Source organism: Exiguobacterium sp. s22 (assembly GCF_018617455.1).
GTDB lineage: Bacteria > Bacillota > Bacilli > Exiguobacteriales > Exiguobacteriaceae > Exiguobacterium.
On record NZ_JACSKD010000003.1, the window covers coordinates 197,764 to 213,851 of the forward strand.

General features: G+C 48.4%; 14 protein-coding genes. 6 read left to right on the plus strand and 8 right to left on the minus strand.

Annotated elements, in window-relative coordinates; all coding sequences use genetic code 11:
* Positions 1-38: 38 nt before the first annotated feature.
* Together KNO94_RS07460 and guaC are read left to right on the plus strand one after the other, a co-directional pair.
* A complete protein-coding gene (locus KNO94_RS07460; protein WP_214778599.1) occupies positions 39-2,099 on the plus strand; it encodes a PAS domain S-box protein in 2,061 nt (686 codons plus the stop codon).
* 199 nt (positions 2,100-2,298) lie between these two features.
* Entirely contained in the window at positions 2,299-3,282 is a 984-nt protein-coding gene (guaC, locus tag KNO94_RS07465) for a GMP reductase (protein WP_214778601.1), read from the plus strand.
* A 22-nt stretch (positions 3,283-3,304) separates the two neighbouring features.
* Here guaC and KNO94_RS07470 read toward each other — a convergent pair whose 3' ends face one another.
* From KNO94_RS07470 to KNO94_RS07490, 5 genes are all read right to left on the minus strand, one after another.
* Positions 3,305-3,739 (minus strand): GNAT family N-acetyltransferase, encoded by a 435-nt coding sequence (locus tag KNO94_RS07470; protein ID WP_214778603.1) that lies wholly within the window; start codon positions 3,737-3,739, stop codon positions 3,305-3,307.
* Positions 3,736-4,593: an MBL fold metallo-hydrolase gene (locus KNO94_RS07475; protein ID WP_214778604.1), complete on the minus strand. Its 858-nt coding sequence runs from the start codon at positions 4,591-4,593 to the stop codon at positions 3,736-3,738. The genes KNO94_RS07470 and KNO94_RS07475 overlap by 4 nt, the downstream gene beginning before the upstream one ends.
* Complete coding sequence (locus KNO94_RS07480) at positions 4,581-5,336, minus strand: P-loop NTPase family protein (protein ID WP_214778605.1); 756 nt, start codon at positions 5,334-5,336, stop codon at positions 4,581-4,583. Before KNO94_RS07480 ends, KNO94_RS07475 begins: the two co-directional genes overlap by 13 nt.
* A 2-nt stretch (positions 5,337-5,338) precedes the next feature.
* On the minus strand, positions 5,339-8,509 hold the full coding sequence (locus KNO94_RS07485; RefSeq protein ID WP_214778606.1) for an EAL domain-containing protein: 3,171 nt from the start codon (positions 8,507-8,509) through the stop codon (positions 5,339-5,341).
* A gap of 138 nt (positions 8,510-8,647) precedes the next feature.
* Complete coding sequence (locus tag KNO94_RS07490) at positions 8,648-9,640, minus strand: LLM class flavin-dependent oxidoreductase (RefSeq protein WP_214778607.1); 993 nt, start codon at positions 9,638-9,640, stop codon at positions 8,648-8,650.
* A gap of 261 nt (positions 9,641-9,901) precedes the next feature.
* Here KNO94_RS07490 and KNO94_RS07495 point away from each other — a divergent pair, with 261 nt between their 5' ends.
* The gene (locus KNO94_RS07495) at positions 9,902-11,275 is read left to right on the plus strand and encodes a YjiH family protein (RefSeq protein WP_078146016.1); all 1,374 of its coding nucleotides are present in this window, start codon (positions 9,902-9,904) and stop codon (positions 11,273-11,275) included.
* Between the two features lie 73 nt (positions 11,276-11,348).
* A complete protein-coding gene (locus tag KNO94_RS07500; RefSeq protein WP_214778608.1) occupies positions 11,349-11,999 on the plus strand; it encodes a C39 family peptidase in 651 nt (216 codons plus the stop codon).
* Here KNO94_RS07500 and KNO94_RS07505 read toward each other — a convergent pair.
* Positions 11,965-12,789, minus strand: a complete 825-nt coding sequence (locus KNO94_RS07505; RefSeq protein ID WP_214778609.1) for a hypothetical protein — start codon at positions 12,787-12,789, stop codon at positions 11,965-11,967. The two genes, KNO94_RS07500 and KNO94_RS07505, sit on opposite strands and share 35 nt — an antisense overlap.
* A gap of 92 nt (positions 12,790-12,881) precedes the next feature.
* Here KNO94_RS07505 and rluF point away from each other — a divergent pair, with 92 nt between their 5' ends.
* Positions 12,882-13,592: a 23S rRNA pseudouridine(2604) synthase RluF gene (gene rluF / locus KNO94_RS07510; protein ID WP_015880301.1), complete on the plus strand. Its 711-nt coding sequence runs from the start codon at positions 12,882-12,884 to the stop codon at positions 13,590-13,592.
* Between the two features lie 28 nt (positions 13,593-13,620).
* Here rluF and KNO94_RS07515 read toward each other — a convergent pair whose 3' ends face one another.
* Both KNO94_RS07515 and KNO94_RS07520 read right to left on the minus strand, forming a co-directional pair.
* Positions 13,621-14,061 carry a hypothetical protein gene (locus KNO94_RS07515; protein WP_214778611.1) on the minus strand — a complete coding sequence of 147 codons (441 nt, stop codon included), beginning with the start codon at positions 14,059-14,061 and terminating at the stop codon, positions 13,621-13,623.
* A gap of 295 nt (positions 14,062-14,356) precedes the next feature.
* On the minus strand, positions 14,357-15,106 hold the full coding sequence (locus tag KNO94_RS07520) for an SDR family NAD(P)-dependent oxidoreductase (protein ID WP_214778612.1): 750 nt from the start codon (positions 15,104-15,106) through the stop codon (positions 14,357-14,359).
* 117 nt (positions 15,107-15,223) lie between these two features.
* On the opposite strand from KNO94_RS07520, the gene KNO94_RS07525 reads away from it, so the two are divergent.
* Positions 15,224-15,856 (plus strand): TetR/AcrR family transcriptional regulator, encoded by a 633-nt coding sequence (locus tag KNO94_RS07525; protein ID WP_251125880.1) that lies wholly within the window; start codon positions 15,224-15,226, stop codon positions 15,854-15,856.
* The last annotated feature ends 232 nt before the right edge of the window (positions 15,857-16,088 follow it).

Here is a 16,088-nt window from a genome sequence, read left to right on the forward strand (position 1 = left end):
CGTGTAAAAAATAGAATGAACGAAATGAGGGAGACGAGATGAAAGCTGACCAAACACTTCAATCCAACGCATCGATTTTACTACGGACGTTCGATAAAATTTCAGACTATGTGTTCTTTATGGAAGTCGATGGTTCAGCATATCGCTATGTCTTCGTAAATGAGCCTGGGAAACGGGCCATCAATTGGTCGGATGCGGATGTCGGCAAGACCATCGATGAGTTGGTCCCGACCGAGACCGCTACACTTATTACGCAGTATTACGATGAAGCGATTCGTACAAAAAAGAGTGTCGTCTATGAAGATTACCGTCTGGCCGACTCCTTTTATACGGATACGGTCGAGGCGGATGATGTATTGACGCTCCCCCTTCATTATTTCGAGTCAGAAGTGACGCCGATTTTTAATGATGACGGAATCTGTACACATATCGTCTCTGTCGTACGTGAAGTGACGGAACGGAAGCGTCGCGAACTCGAATTGTCGATCTTAAAAGATCATCACGAGTCGCTACGACGGTATTCTCCTCATGGCATCTTTGTACTCGACCATCATTTGAACATCAAATCCGTCAACCCGGCCGTCACGGTCATCACCGGTCATACGGAACAAGATATGCTTCGTCATCCGTTCCTACATTGGCTTCCCGAGAGTGAGCGGTCTCGAGTCAGGAAAGGGTTACAATTCACGCTGTCTGGGATTCCACACAAGTATTCCATTTATGCTGAACATCAATCCGGGGAACGACTCGACTTAACCGTCCTCAACATTCCAATCGAGGTCGGCGGTAACATCACCGGCCTGTTTGCGATCATCATTGATTTGACGCCAGAGAAGAACGCCGAGCGTGCCACGGTCGAAAGCGAACGTCGTTACCGTCAGTTGATTGAAACCATTCCGGAAGGCATCATTGTGCATCAGGAAGGACAGATTTTATATGCGAACGCGATGGCACTCGCCACAATCGAGGAAACCTATCTTGAGAATGAATCGATTTTTTCCTTTATCGCGGAGGAATACCATCAGTCTGCCAGAAAACGAATCGCCTCTCTTGAACTCGGCGGTCCTGTTCAAGATACAGAGATGGTCATCGTGACACCAAGTGGCGACCATCTTCAGATGGATATTAGCAGTCTCCTCATCGACTACGAGGGTGAAACGGCCGTCCTTACGATTTTGCGTGATGTCACAGAAAAACGTGAAATGGAACAAGCGTTAAGACAGAGTGAGTTACAATATCGATTGATCACAGAAAACATGAGTGACCTCGTCTGCATACTAGAGCGGGACGGTACCGTTCGTTATGCGTCCCCTTCTCACCGTACCGTGCTCGGCTTCGCGGTCGGGTATTACGAAGGAAAGAATACACTCGACTATATCCATCCGGACGACATCCACATCGTCAGAGGACAGTTGAAAGAAATGAAGGAACAAGACGTGTCCTTGACCCTTGAGTTCCGTCATTTTCATGCTGATCAGCGCTGGATTTGGCTCGAAACGAAAATTCAGGCCATCTATGATGAATCCGGACACCTCCTTCACTACTTGACGGTCAGCCGAGAGATCATGCAGCGAAAGGCGCTCGAGAAACAGCTGAAACATTTGGCGTATCATGACACGCTGACCGATTTACCGAACCGTCGTTTCTTTCTTGCTTACATCGAGGAGGCAATCAATCGAACCGAATTCGAGCAAGGTGAATTGGCCGTCCTCGCTCTTGATGTTGACCGATTCAAACAAATCAACGATACGTTCGGTCATGATGTGGGCGATGAACTCTTGCGACAACTCGCTCGTCGATTGACATCCGTGCTTCGCAAACAAGATATGATTGCCAGACTTGGAGGTGATGAGTTTGCCGTTCTCATTCGCTTCAACGATCCCTGTGCCCTACATCGGGTTGCAGAGAAAATCATTCAAGCACTACAGCGCCCATGGGAAATCGACCAACATACGTTCATTACGACGTCAAGTGTCGGTGGTGCGCGATATGTCAAAGGACTATCGACTAAGCAGTTATTAAAACGTGCCGACCTCGCTCTCTATGAAGCCAAAGCAGGTGGACGAAATCAATATGCACTCGCAAAGGACCACCGATAAGTGGTCCTTTTTTCACGTGAAACATCGAATATAAACCTAAAACCGAACATTAAACATCAATTTATTTAATTTTATTCATTTTTAAGATAAATTGATTGAGTTATCCTTTGACTTTAAACTCCATTCACGTTATATTACCGAATGGACGAAGTTTTTTTATTGTTCAATACATTAATGTTCGTGAATAGGGGTGCGATATATGGATAAAGTATTTGATTACGAAGATATTCAATTAATTCCTGCAAAATGTATTGTCGACAGTCGTTCGGAATGTGACCCGACCGTCGAGCTTGGTGGCTTCACGTTCCGCTTACCGGTCGTTCCGGCTAACATGCAGACGATTATCGATGAAAAGGTCGCATTGGTGCTGGCCAAGAACGGATATTTTTACATCATGCATCGCTTCAATCCAGAGACGCGCCTGGCGTTTATCCAAGATATGCATGAGCGTGGTTTGTATGCATCCATCAGTGTCGGCGTGAAGGAAGAAGAGTATGGGTTTATCGAAATGCTCAAATCGACCGGTCATACGCCAGAATTTATTACAATCGATATCGCTCACGGTCATTCGAATGCGGTCATCCGAATGATTCAGCATATCAAACACCATCTCCCTGGATCATTCGTCATCGCGGGGAACGTCGGGACACCAGAGGCCGTTCGCGAATTAGAGCATGCCGGAGCGGATGCGACGAAGGTCGGAATCGGTCCTGGTAAGGTGTGTATCACGAAAATCAAGACAGGGTTTGGTACCGGGGGCTGGCAATTGGCTGCACTTCGCTGGTGTGCCAAAGCAGCGACGAAGCCGATTATCGCGGATGGGGGTATCCGTACACACGGGGACATTGCGAAATCGATTCGTTTCGGCGCTTCGATGGTCATGATTGGTTCATTGTTCGCTGGACACGATGAATCACCGGGGGAAACGTTCGAGCAAGACGGGAAACAACTGAAAGAGTATTTCGGTTCAGCTTCCGAGTTCCAAAAAGGAGAGCGAAAGAACGTCGAGGGGAAAAAGATGTTTGTCGAACACAAAGGGGCATTGCAAGATACATTGACCGAGATGGAGCAAGACCTCCAGTCGGCGATTTCTTACGCGGGTGGCGACAGTCTCGAGGCATTGCGCACCGTAGACTATGTCATGGTGAAAAACTCAATCTTCAACGGGGATAAAGTATATTAAAAAGGCGACCTCGTGTCGCCTTTTATAGTTCCTTCATCATCATGTAATAATCCGATCCCGGTGGGTAGTCCGGTAGCATACCTGCGACTGTATAGCCAAATCGCTCATAAAATGGTTTTGCTTGAAACGAGAACGTCGTCAGCTTCACACGCGTCGCACCAAGCGACTTCGCTAACGCCTCCCCTTCTCCAAGTAATTGGCTACCGATGCCCTGACCATGAAAGTCTGCATCGACCCAAAGGCGATCCAAATCGAACCATCCCCAATACACACTCCCATATAAGCCGGCGATTACCCGTCCTTCTTGCTCCACTTTCAACTGAATGGCCGGTACGTGCGCCTCACGAATGTCACGATGGGGAATCGAACGAACGTTGTTATACTCACGTAATTGAGTCGTTAAAAACTGTTGGAACGTCTCGTCTTCCTCGTGAATCCGCGTTATAGTGTATGTCATCTTTCCACCGTCCCGTTCACAAAAAATGAAATCAATTCTTCCTCTTCCTCGTTGATCTCACGATTGACGAGCGAAGCGTATGATCGAGTGATTTTATCACCATTTCCCGGGAAATCACGCGAAATGGTGGCGATTCGTCTTAATGCCAGACAATCTTCTGCGAACGCTTCACGACTCACCATCTCACCGTGTGACCAGACAATCTGTTGGGCATCAAACGCCTCCAATAGATCCAACAACCGAAGGGTTTCTTCCGGAGTCATTCGCCATGTTGGAGAATAGATGTCTGCGTATAACGCATCCCCTAAAAATAGAACCCGCTCTTCTACGACATACAGGACAACAGCATCTTTCGCATGGTCTCCTCCGACATGCTGTAACACGACGTGAACGCCACCGAGATCGAGCATCAGCGACTCTTGAAACGTCAGCGTGGGCAACACGATTTTGATATCACGCGTATCTCCATACTCTTCTCGGATCGCCTGGGCACAAAACTCGATTTCAATCCCTTGCGCCACCCGTTCATCGAGAGAAGCATCATCCCAAGCATACGGAATGAGTTTCTCCATCCCTTGTTTTGTTGCCTCACTCGCAATAGAAACCATCCCTGCAAGCGCAGGTAAACCAAAGATATGGTCCCAATGCCAATGCGTCAATGCGACCATCGAAGGCGCGCGGAGGCCTTGATTCTTTAGCTGTTCTAAAAAGAATGATGCGTGCGACACGGAATTACCCGCGTCAATGAGTAGGGTATGCGTATCGCCGACAACCGCACCGAGAATCGGTCGGTCTGTGCGGTCGACCGGTGTCATATACCAAAAACGATCCGAATGTTTAATCAAGGTTTGCATGAACGAACAGACTCCTCTTCCAATATATTCGTTAATTCTTCGAATGAACGTCGCTCATCGTTTTGAATCTGAACGTGGTGAAGCGGGAGTCGTTCCAGTAGTTCGAGTTCACGACGCTGACGTTCCACTAAAATCTCAATCGTCCCGGCTACCCCATCACGCCTATGGTTCACACCATAGGCACCGCTCGTATAATACTCGACAAAGCCACCTTGCCATTCCATCGGTCGTTCATCATATACGATTGGAAAAATGCGTGCCACGTCATTCAACACCAAATAAACGACCATCGGATCAATCGGTTTCAGGATGTCTGCGACCTCTTGAACGTATGCTTCCATATCTCCTAACGGAACATCTTGCGCAACCATCCCAATCGTAAAAGGATTTTGGAGCAACGCACATTCAAAGATGACGTCCTGTTCTTCCCCCTCTACCTTTTGAACATACCGTCGCCATCGTTCGCACATGATTCGTGCGTGAAGGGCGAAATGTAGCTCGTAGACGTCCGTTCCGACACGTTCTTCGCCATCATCATAACGGACGAGCCATCCGCCCTCGATTTCATCGAGAATGCGACCAGTTGACGGTTTCTCCTCGACCCAATAGACATCATGCACATCTACCGGGTGTGACGCATCCACTTCCGAATAAAATTTACCATTACGTTTATCTTGTAGCATCTCGGCAAACGTAGATTTCCCGCTTCCCGGTAACCCTTCAATCAGCCATAATCTCCCCATACTTAAATCCCCTTGTCATCTGAGTATCCACCATATTGGAACCACTGGTCTCCTCCATTGTTCTTTGCAATATACATCGCGGCATCTGCTTGTTGAAGAATCGAATCGACGGTGTCGGTCGACTTGACTAGGGTGACGCCAACACTTGCCGTAAGATGAATGACTTCACCATTCGATGCGTCTATTCCCTGGGAAATAACTTCATTGACCTGTTCAATCCCACTCAGTGGACCCGTTTGCACCAACATGAATTCATCGTCTGAAAAACGGTACACTTGACCACCAACATGCTGGACGAATTCATTTAATCGTTGTGCGATTTCAATTAACACTTCATCCCCTATCATGTGCCCGTACTGATCGTTGATTCTTTTAAAATCGTCTAGGTTGACCAGTGTCACTGTAATCGATGGCGTCCGGTGCATCTTTTTGTATAAATCGGTCGTGAGCGTATAACGATTGTACAGTTTTGTCAGTTGATCTTGTTTTGCGATTCGAATCATCTCGCGTTGTTTCCGTTCCTTTCGAATCCCATTCTCCATCCATCGTGCAAGCAACCGTACCGTCCCAGTCAACTCTTGCAACATTTCCTCATCAAGATGATCATTCAAGTTGCCTTGCTCCGCGAGAAGAACGACCCAGCCAAACACTTGATGCTCATGCGTCAAAGGAAAACTGACAAACCTCGTGAATTCGATACCATCTACAATCAGATCACCTTCCTGAAGCGTTTGCGCGCCGACCGTTGTCAGTTGATGTAGGGAATGCAGTTCTTCTTCCCCCCAAGTCAAACGAGAGACCCCATGCTCTACTAGAAGACGATGCGAAGGTTCAATCGAGAAGATGACCCCGTGGGAGTAACCGACCCATTCCAATAAAATTTCTTGAACCCGGGCCAATTGATCTTGGAACGGTACACGCAATGCCGTCGCTTCATACAATGCTTCGATTGATTGTTGTCGAGTGATTTGTCTTCTCGAGACTTCCGTGTGCTCGATCTCTGTCATGACCCAATGCGTAAACGATTCGAGCGCCTTCAAGTTTTCTTCTGAGAACGTTCTCGCCTGCCCATCCACTACGCAAAGTGTGCCGATGACGTGACCTTGCTTCGTCCGTAACGGTACACCTGCATAAAATCCGATTCGGTCAATCCAAGGACTGTCACTTTCAATCGCTGCTGCCGCAACATCTTCAATCACCAGCGGAGACTCTGATGTGACAACCCGATTACATAACGTCCATTCCCGTTTGAGGTGAGCGGATTCAAGCTCGATACCGACACACGATTTGAACCACTGTTGGTCTGTCGTCATGATCGAAATGAATGCGATTGGCATCTGAAAGGTTTGTGCGACCAATCGGGAGATCCGGTCAAATCGTTCCTCTTGTGGCGTATTTAAAATTTCCAATCGTAATATCGCTTTGAGTCGTTGTAATTCACGCTCATCTAGAGAAGGATGCAACAACTGCGCAGGCTGCTCCATCTTCGATAACATCATCTGATGGGAATACAAGATTCCGAGCGCCTCTTCTAACTCCGCGAGCGGCATCGGACGACTGAAGAAATACCCTTGAATCTCATCGCAGCCGAGCTGACGTAAGATCCGATATTGTTCTTCCGTCTCCACACCTTCAGCCGTCACCTCTAACTCTAGCTTTTTAGCCAACGAGACAATCAGTTTGACGATTTCATACTCTTTCATGCCGCTCTCCTGATCGAGTTGCGCGACGAACGACCGGTCGATCTTGATTCCATCAATCTCGAACAACTTCAAATAATTCAACGAGGAATAACTGACCCCAAAGTCATCAATCAACAGTCGAAATCCTTGTTGTTTGAGCGATTCGACCGTTTTGATCGCCGCTACCGGTTCATGCATCAACGTGTGCTCGGTCACCTCAAACTCAAATTGTTCTGGCACAAGACCGTACGATGCAATGATCGCAACCAGTTCATTCATATGGTGTTCATGAAATAAATTCGGTGAGACATTCACAGCCACGCGGCGCCCTTCAAACTGCTCAGGTTGTGACGACACATCCTGACATACCCGATTCATGACGAATCGTGTCACGTCTTCGATCAAGAGTGACTGTTCAGCCACACGAATGAACGTTTCAGGTGAAACGAATCCGAGAACAGGACTCTCCCAGCGAATGAGCGCCTCAAAATGAATCGCACCGTCCATCGACACTTTCGGTTGATACACCATGTATAACTCATCTAGCTTCAACGCTTTGACCAGTTCCGTTTCGATCATCATCTCATCGATGTAACGCTGCACGTACTCATCATGTTCATATAAACGAATCGTTTGATTTCCCGTCTGACGCGCTTCCAACAGAGCCGTGGAGGCGTTCATGATGACACGGTCGGCATCCGCTGTACCGGCACCAATCCCGATACAACTCGATAACGGGAATTCGGCCTCCGCCACTTGATACGAATGATCTGCAATCACGTCAAGCAAATGCTCGGCGTACATGTATGCCAACCGGATTGGAGTATGAGGTAACACCGCGATAAAGTCTTCACCGTCTACTCGACCGATAATCGAACCTTTCGGAAGCGTATTCGCCAATTGACGTGTGATGTCTTTAATCAACTGATTCGAGCGCTCCACCCCTTGAAGCGACATCATCATCTTGAAACGGTTGATGTGAAGGCGCATGACGCTCGTCTCTTCCATATCATGTTGCTCGAACAATTGGTCGAGCTCCAATTTGACTTTCATCAGATTCGGCATACCGGTCAAATAGTCCATATGCTCGATACTCTTTAACAACTTGATCTCCGCCTCCTCGGATAAATCAGTTGTCAAACCGAGTACATAACGAACGAGTCCATCCTCATCTTCAATCGGTACAAGCATAGAAGAAGCGAATCGGGCCGTATTGGAGTCGATGTTCATTTGCGACATGAAGTAGACCGGCTCCCCTGTCTCAACGACCGCATCATAATGTTCAATCAATTCCTCGACCACTTCCGAGCGATACATCTCATGTAAATACCGCCCTTCTACATCACTTGGAAGCGAAGAGGCCACCTTCCCCTGTTCGCTCACATTTACGTAACGATAGCCTGCCTCTGTCACTTCCATTAGAAATACCATTCGATACAAGCGTGTGAACAGCTCGAATAGATAATATGGGTCGCCTTTCATCCGTTGCATCGTATCCCTCCACCCGTTCCTTTTTCTTATAGTGTAGTTGGTTTCGCTCAAACTATGGAGAAAACCTTTGAAAAAATGGGGAAACGTTTTTCTCTTATAAAAAAACACCCTCTCATACTTGAGAAGGTGCTCTTCAGGTTAAAGCAATTCATTCGCCAAGAGACGATAGACGTTCAGGCGATCTTCCTGCTTATGCTGGATGCTACAAATCATCGCCTCATCGAAACCGTAACGTTCCGATTCATCCCGTAACTGTTCCGCAATTTGTTTCGGCGTTCCTACGAGGTGAATGGCTCGATTGTTGGCGATATGGATTTTATCGACCTCCGTGAGCGGATAGTCGTGGGCCGCTTCCGGACTCAACAGCTGTCTCAATTGACCACGCATCAAGAAGAGACGCGACAGATCAGAAGGTCGGGCCAAATATTCCGCCTCTTCTTCCGTCTCTGCCGTCGTGACCAAATACGTGACGCTGATGTCCGGTTTCTCCATAAAATCAGACGGCGTGAAATGGTGACGGTATGTGTCGAGCGTATCGGCACTCAATTGTCCGTTAAAGAACTGGGCAAACGAATAGCCGAGCCCCATCCGTCCGGCCTGCACGGCGCTGTTCCCACTCGAACCGAGTAACCACGCTTCTGGAAGCGTAACGCCTGTAGGTGCTGCTGGCGTGTTCTTATACCATCTCTCTTCAGGTGCCTCATCTTTAATCAATTGAAGCGTCGTATCGAGCTTCTCGTAAAGTCCATCCATCATCGGCTTCTGCCCTTGTGACATCGCATAGATCGCGTTCGCATCACCGCCTGGCGCACGTCCGACACCAAAGTCGATCCGTCCTGGAGCGAGCGCGCTGAGCGTCTTGAATACCTCTGCCATCTTGAGTGGCGAGTAGTGCATCATCATGATGCCGCCGGACCCGAGACGAATCTTGTTCGTCTTCGCTGCCAGATAAGCCGTGATGACCTCTGGAGCCGAGCTGGCAAACGACATGCCACCATGATGCTCCGCCATCCACATACGGTAATATCCTAACTCTTCTGCGACTTGTGCGAGCTCGACCGCGCTATTAAGCGCATGTTCTCCTGTATGACCCGACGTGACCGGCGCCTGGTCTAACACACTCAATCTCATCATGCATTCTCCTATCTCTATAATGAAGTTTCTAAATATCTTGAATTTGTTGGACTCGCCGTCATCATACTAAATGGTTTGATGGAATACGAATGTTTTGCCTAGTGTTTAACCTTGTATTTTTCAGAAAATTTCCGCATGTTGTTGATAGCACCTGGTCATATTTTCTATACTAAGAAAGAAATACGTTTCAATAACGGCTGGATGTGTAATGGGGATACATAGACAGCACAAACACTTCGGGGAAATGGGGAATGCATCATGAATGGTTCATCAACACCAGACGGAAAGAAACCTTCTTTTTCGAGTCGAGACTTCTTTAAGTTCTTGATTCCATCACTCATCGGGATCATGTTTTTCATCGTACCAATCTCATCAGAGGAAGGTTTCACGATTCCAGTCGCCTTCTTATCCAATCTGCTGATTGACTGGATTGGGGATTTCGTCCCGACACTCGCCGTCATCATGATGGGGATTTCGATTGTCGGCTCATTATTACTCTTTACGGCACGTCCTGCTTTTATGATGGAGCGACCATCCATCAACGCACTGTTTAGCGTGACACCGTTTTGGTTCGTCATGCGCGTGATCGGTTTCATCGCCGGGGTCATGACGCTACTCACACTCGGACCAGAGATGATCACGTCAGAATTTACAGGGGGCTTATTGCTCTTTGATTTGATTCCAATCTTATTTGCGACATTCTTCTTTGCCGGTATGTTGTTACCGCTCCTATTGAACTTCGGACTTCTCGAGTTCGTCGGGACGTTCTTGATGAAGATCATGCGTCCGCTCTTCCGCTTGCCAGGGCGCGCCTCACTTGACTCGCTCGCCTCATGGGTCGGGGATGCGACGATCGGAATTCTACTGACGACCAAACAGTATGAGGAAGGTTATTACACGAAACGGGAAGCGTCGATCATTGCGACGACATTCTCCGTCGTCTCCATCACCTTCACCATCGTCGTCTTACAGTATGTCGAACTCGACCAATACTTCTTGCCTTACTACGGGGCCATCGTTTTATCCGGACTAGTCGCCGCTCTCATCATGCCACGGATTTATCCATTATCTAAAAAGGCAGACACGGCTTATGAGAAGACCGAGCTCAAACCGGAAGAAGAAGTACCCGCGAACGTGTCACTCGGTAAGTGGGCGTTAATTCAGGCGTTACAAAAGTCACGTTCGAGTAAAAGTTTCCTAGAGACGCTCAAAGACGGCTTCAAGAACGTGCTCGATATGTGGATCGGCGTCCTCCCTGTCGTCATGGCAGTCGGGACGATTGCGGTCATCATCGCAGAATATACGCCGTTCTTCACTATCCTCGGAAAGCCGTTCGAACCGATTTTGATGCTCCTTCAAGTGCCTGAGGCATCGGAAGCCGCTCAAACGATGGTCGTCGGTTTCGCCGACATGTTCTTGCCGGCCGTTCTCGGAAGCGGCATCGAGAGTGAGTTGACACGGTTTGTCATCGCTACGTTGTCGGTTACCCAGCTCATCTATATGTCAGAAGTCGGGGGCTTGTTGCTCGGTTCGAAACTACCAATCTCATTCCTCGACCTCGTCTTGATTTTCTTGTTACGTACCTTCATCACCCTTCCGATCATCGTCGGCATCGCACATCTTGTCTTTTAACGAAAACGACGCCCTTTCTCTTTTATGAGATGGGGCGTCCTTTGTATACTAAAAGAAAAGGAGGGAGACCGAGATGGAGCACCCATTTGCAGGACAACTCGAGGTTGCGAACAACGGCTATGCCGGGATCATCGACCCGGAAGCTTATGTGAACGATCGTTATCACGGACGCTGGACATTAAAGCGCTCTGTACAAATTGAAGGCGTGCCCGTCTTGCTCCAACGTCAGTTCGAGAACGGGAAGAACAACTGTACGTTGACGTCCATCACCGCCATCTTCCGTTTCTATCGAGATCATGGGTATACGAACATCCCAGATGATGTGACACAGATCCAAGAAGATGTGCGCGAGATCGCCTTCAGGCACCATTTCAAAGACGAGAAAGGGACACCGCCGACACAAATCGCCACCATCATCACGAAACTGTGGAAGCGATACGGGTACGACGGTCGAGGCAGTTCCCGCTATCTTTGGAAATGGTCGACGTTTGAGCGTGAGCTGAAAGCAGGACGCCCGTTTGTGTTGAATATGGCGAACGGCTTCTATAAAAATCATTCCGTCACGGGAGTCGGCTACTTACAGTTTGAAAAACGGGGGTTCCCGGACGTCATCTTGTTAGCCGTGCTCGATAATCGTTCGAAGGACGTGCGCTACATCGACTTCAACGAATTCAACTTTTGGGGAAGCATCACACGTGTCCATCCGCCAGCCACTCGTCCATAATCGTGTCAATCGCTTGCCCGATTTTTAACAGGTGCTCGCGCTTCGCGTATGACCCGTAATGTAGCCCGTTTGAATCACGGCCATTCCCGAGCCCAACGAACACTTCTGAAGGCTTCATATGGAGGCCAATCATCGGGATACCCGAATCATGGCGTCCAATTTCATAGGTGACGGCGGGATATGCAGACAGTCTTCCGATTGTTGAAAAACCGTTCAAGGCACGACAGTTATCCCGTCCGAGCACGATGATACGGATTGGTTTGATGTACGCAATCGTCCGTTCCAACAATTCGATTGAGGTCGGATGTTCCATCCAGTGGCGCCCGGTCCTCATCTTCCCCATCTGTTCATATGTCGCAAACTTGAAAAAATCAACGTGGATGACAGCGGCCGGATGATCATAGAATGATCGCCCCATCCCGTTGAGGAGCGCCTCGAGTTTGGCGCCACCCGGTTTCCCAAACCAGCTCGTCGTCGCGCGACCCGACTCGAAATAGACCGATGCCCGTTCGAGCGTTTGTTGCAGCGCCTCTTCATTTCCGAGGTAATCTTCAAACGAGAGCGTTTCCCGCCAATAGAACTTTTGGTGTTGCCCCGTTCTCGGTGTCCCGTCACGATGTAAAAACTCGCCGCGAGACGGATTCGTCCCGATAGTCAGCCATTGATTCGGACTAGGTCGACCGTACCAAAGGACAGGCGACGCCTCCGGAATCAATTCTTTCCCGAACGGTGTATCGCACAATGCCTGCTGAAATCGGATCGCGTCTTGTAACAGTCGTACTACCTCCATGTCACCCCTCCTCTCCCATTCGTTTCCCGCTTTCGAGAGTTTATAAAATGCGTTATAGTGATAGGACGAAGCCAAACAAAGGACGTGTATACATGCGCATCAATAAATTCATCAGTGAATCAGGCAAGGCGTCCCGTCGCCAAGCCGACCGTCTCGTCGAAGAGGGACGCGTCACCATCAACGGGAAGAAAGCAAAAATAGGCGACCAAGTCAAACCGGGGGATGAAGTCCTCGTCAACGGTTCGGTCGCACGTGTCGCACGAAACAACGTGTATATCGCCGTCCATAAGCCGGTCGGGATCACGAGTACGACAGAGAAGAAAGTAAAAGGGAACTTGGTCGACATGGTCAACCACCCGCTCCGCATCTTCAACATCGGTCGTCTCGATAAAGACTCGGAAGGTCTCATCTTGATGACGAACGACGGTGATATCGTCAATGAGATTCTCCGTGCCGAAGGCGAGCACGAGAAAGAATACATCGTCTCGGTTGATAAGCCAATCACACCAGAGTTCGTCGAGCAGATGGAAGCCGGTGTCAAAATCCTTGGCCAGAAGACACTTCCGTGTAAAGTCCGTCCGCTTTCAAAGTTCGATTTCAACATTACCCTCACGCAAGGACTCAACCGCCAAATCCGTCGGATGTGTGAGGCGCTCGGATACGAAGTATTCCGCCTCCAACGTGTTCGTGTCATGAACATCACGCTCGGGAAACTCCCGCCTGGACAATGGCGCGATCTTTCGAAAAAAGAGCGTGAGCAGCTGTTCCGCGAATTGAATTACGAACCGAAAGAATGGTACTAAAAAGCAGCCTGAGTCGTCTCAGGCTGCTTTATTCTGGTCGAAGTGATGAGACATGGTCGGTCTCACGACGAATGAAACGTTTGAGTTGAGCGCTCAAGTCGTCGAGCTGTCCCATCGTCGTCCTCATTCTACATTTCATATGAACATGGTCAAATGAGTCAAACTGCCATTCATCATGAATGAAAATATCGATTTGGATGGTCCCAATCCGGTCAATCAACGTGAAAGTTAGATTGACTTGCAAATCATCCGAACCCTCTTCTTCATCGACTAGTCTCCATGTGATTGGTTCTTTGCCCCACGCTTGATTGAATTGATTGATCTTTTGATGAAGATCTTCAAGACTCGCATCATCTAAATAAATCAACTGATTACTGGTGCAGGCAGAAGACCGAAGTTGAAGCTGAACTTGATAAAACAGCTCCGTTTCATCCATCCAAATCCGTTCCATCTCAAACTGAGTGTCCATCTCACTATACCAACTTTCATAGTTAACTAAATAAAATCAATTTCCTTTTTCGGCTCATTTGGCACTGTTCTACACTTGTCATCTCACTCTTTCATGTCGACTATATCATGTCAATTTGATGAATCACTTAAACTCTTTACACAAAACGGGAATATAAATAATACAGATGATTTTAAAATGAAAAGAGGTGAATCCTCATGAATGGTGCAATCTTTTCACATACTTCAATCGGAAATGGAGTTAATCGGAATCTTAGAGTAATTAAAAAAGTAGGGCCTCCATAGAGACCCTACTTTTACTTCGCCGTCACGCCACCATCTACCGGAAGTTCGATTCCGCTAATATGATTCGCCTCGTCTGATGCAAGGAATAGGACGGCTGCTGCCACCTCATCCGCTTGTCCGAGATTCGGCAAAGCGATTTGATTCAAAAAATGTTGTTTATAGTCTGGATGCTCCATATGTGGCGCACTCATCGGTGTCACGATATATCCTGGATGCACCGAGTTGACCCGAATGTTTTGCTTCCCGTAATCGACGGCCGCTGCTTTCGTGAGAGAACGGACCGCACCTTTCGAGGCTGTATAGGCCCCGGCACCCGCCATACCGGTCAATGCAGAGATGGAGGAGATGTTGACGATTGATCCTCCCCCATTCTCCGTCATGAGCGGAATCGCGTACTGTGTCCCTAACATGACTCCATCGATGTTGATGCGATACGTGCGTGCCCAGTCCTCTTCCGTCTGTTCCAAGAACGGTTTCGCAAGTGCGATTCCAGCGTTATTGACGAGAATATCTAATTTGCCACACGTCGCTTCCACTTCTGCGAATACGTCCTCCCAGCTCGGACGTGAGGTCACGTCATGCTTCACCGCGATAGCTTCCCCACCTTGTGCCCGAATCGACTCGACTACGCTTTGTACCCCTTGTTCATTGATATCTGTTGCGACGACCGTCGCCCCTTCTTTGGCGAATAGGCGTGCCGTTGACTCTCCCATACCGCTTCCTGCCCCTGTGATGACCGCCACTTTCCCCTGTAAACGCATTGTCCCAGCTCCATTCGTTAAATTATGATAGTCTAACTATCATAATCATAATTGGATGTGACATTAATTTCAACGAAACTGCTCGAAGACGATATACTAGGGACAGACAATGAGGTGATGGAATTGAGTAAACGACAACAAAACAAAGAAGAACGAATCCAGCTGATTATCCAAGAGGCCGAACGCTTATTTTTAGAGAATGGCTTTGAGAAGGTTCAGATGCAGGACATCGCGGACGCGGCAGGGATTGGGGTGGCCACACTGTTTCGCTACTTCCCGAAGAAAGATCAATTGATCGTCGCGGCAGCCGTCAAGAATCTACAGCCCACGCTCGAGCGATTTGAACAGTTCATGCATGGGGAAGGCAACGCCTATGAGAGGCTCGAGATCATCTTGAACCACTTTTTCGAGATGCAGTTGGAGCGGACGAACCACGCCCGTTTCCGAGAGGCGTTCGAGAGCTATGCATCGTTCGTCGCCTCACCGCTTCCTGGGATCGAGACATACATCGACGTTCAACGACAGATCATGCAGACACTCGAACCGTTGATTGAAGACGGGAAACGAGACGGTTCATTCCGCTCGGATATCGATGTGAAGGTGACCGTCGTCACGATCATCAATACGTTCGGGACGTTCGGCAACAACATCCTATTGAAGTCGCACATCAGTTATTTAGAGGACGATATCGAACCGGCCGTACAATTGCGTGCTTTAAAAGAGATGTTCCTCGCATCCATTCGGGCATAAGAAAAGCCTCCCTTCGTTTGAAGGGAGGCTAGTTGTATACATAAAAAATGAGCACCTCTCACTAGAGGTGCTCTCGAAAGTCTACCGCGACGGACCACGCTCCACAACGTGCTCCTCAAGGGAATGTCCGCCGTCTTACATAGACCAGCTCATCGCATGTACTCAACTATATGCGAAACCTACGTCCTCGTCAATCTTTTCTTCAATCTCGGTTGACATCTTCCTAAAAATT

Bases quoted from the DNA above. Each gene is read 5' to 3' on its own strand.
- guaC (WP_214778601.1), top strand. From the start codon at position 2,299: ATGGATAAAGTATTTGATTACGAAGATATTCAATTAATTCCTGCAAAA.
- KNO94_RS07480 (WP_214778605.1), bottom strand. From the start codon at position 5,336: ATGGGGAGATTATGGCTGATTGAAGGGTTACCGGGAAGCGGGAAATCT.
- KNO94_RS07495 (WP_078146016.1), top strand. From the start codon at position 9,902: ATGAATGGTTCATCAACACCAGACGGAAAGAAACCTTCTTTTTCGAGT.
- KNO94_RS07485 (WP_214778606.1), bottom strand. From the start codon at position 8,509: ATGCAACGGATGAAAGGCGACCCATATTATCTATTCGAGCTGTTCACA.
- KNO94_RS07470 (WP_214778603.1), bottom strand. From the start codon at position 3,739: ATGACATACACTATAACGCGGATTCACGAGGAAGACGAGACGTTCCAA.
- KNO94_RS07505 (WP_214778609.1), bottom strand. From the start codon at position 12,789: ATGGAGGTAGTACGACTGTTACAAGACGCGATCCGATTTCAGCAGGCA.
- KNO94_RS07460 (WP_214778599.1), top strand. From the start codon at position 39: ATGAAAGCTGACCAAACACTTCAATCCAACGCATCGATTTTACTACGG.
- KNO94_RS07520 (WP_214778612.1), bottom strand. From the start codon at position 15,106: ATGCGTTTACAGGGGAAAGTGGCGGTCATCACAGGGGCAGGAAGCGGT.
- KNO94_RS07490 (WP_214778607.1), bottom strand. From the start codon at position 9,640: ATGAGATTGAGTGTGTTAGACCAGGCGCCGGTCACGTCGGGTCATACA.
- KNO94_RS07475 (WP_214778604.1), bottom strand. From the start codon at position 4,593: ATGCAAACCTTGATTAAACATTCGGATCGTTTTTGGTATATGACACCG.
- KNO94_RS07525 (WP_251125880.1), top strand. From the start codon at position 15,224: ATGGAATTGAGTAAACGACAACAAAACAAAGAAGAACGAATCCAGCTG.
- KNO94_RS07500 (WP_214778608.1), top strand. From the start codon at position 11,349: ATGGAGCACCCATTTGCAGGACAACTCGAGGTTGCGAACAACGGCTAT.
- rluF (WP_015880301.1), top strand. From the start codon at position 12,882: ATGCGCATCAATAAATTCATCAGTGAATCAGGCAAGGCGTCCCGTCGC.
- KNO94_RS07515 (WP_214778611.1), bottom strand. From the start codon at position 14,061: ATGGACACTCAGTTTGAGATGGAACGGATTTGGATGGATGAAACGGAG.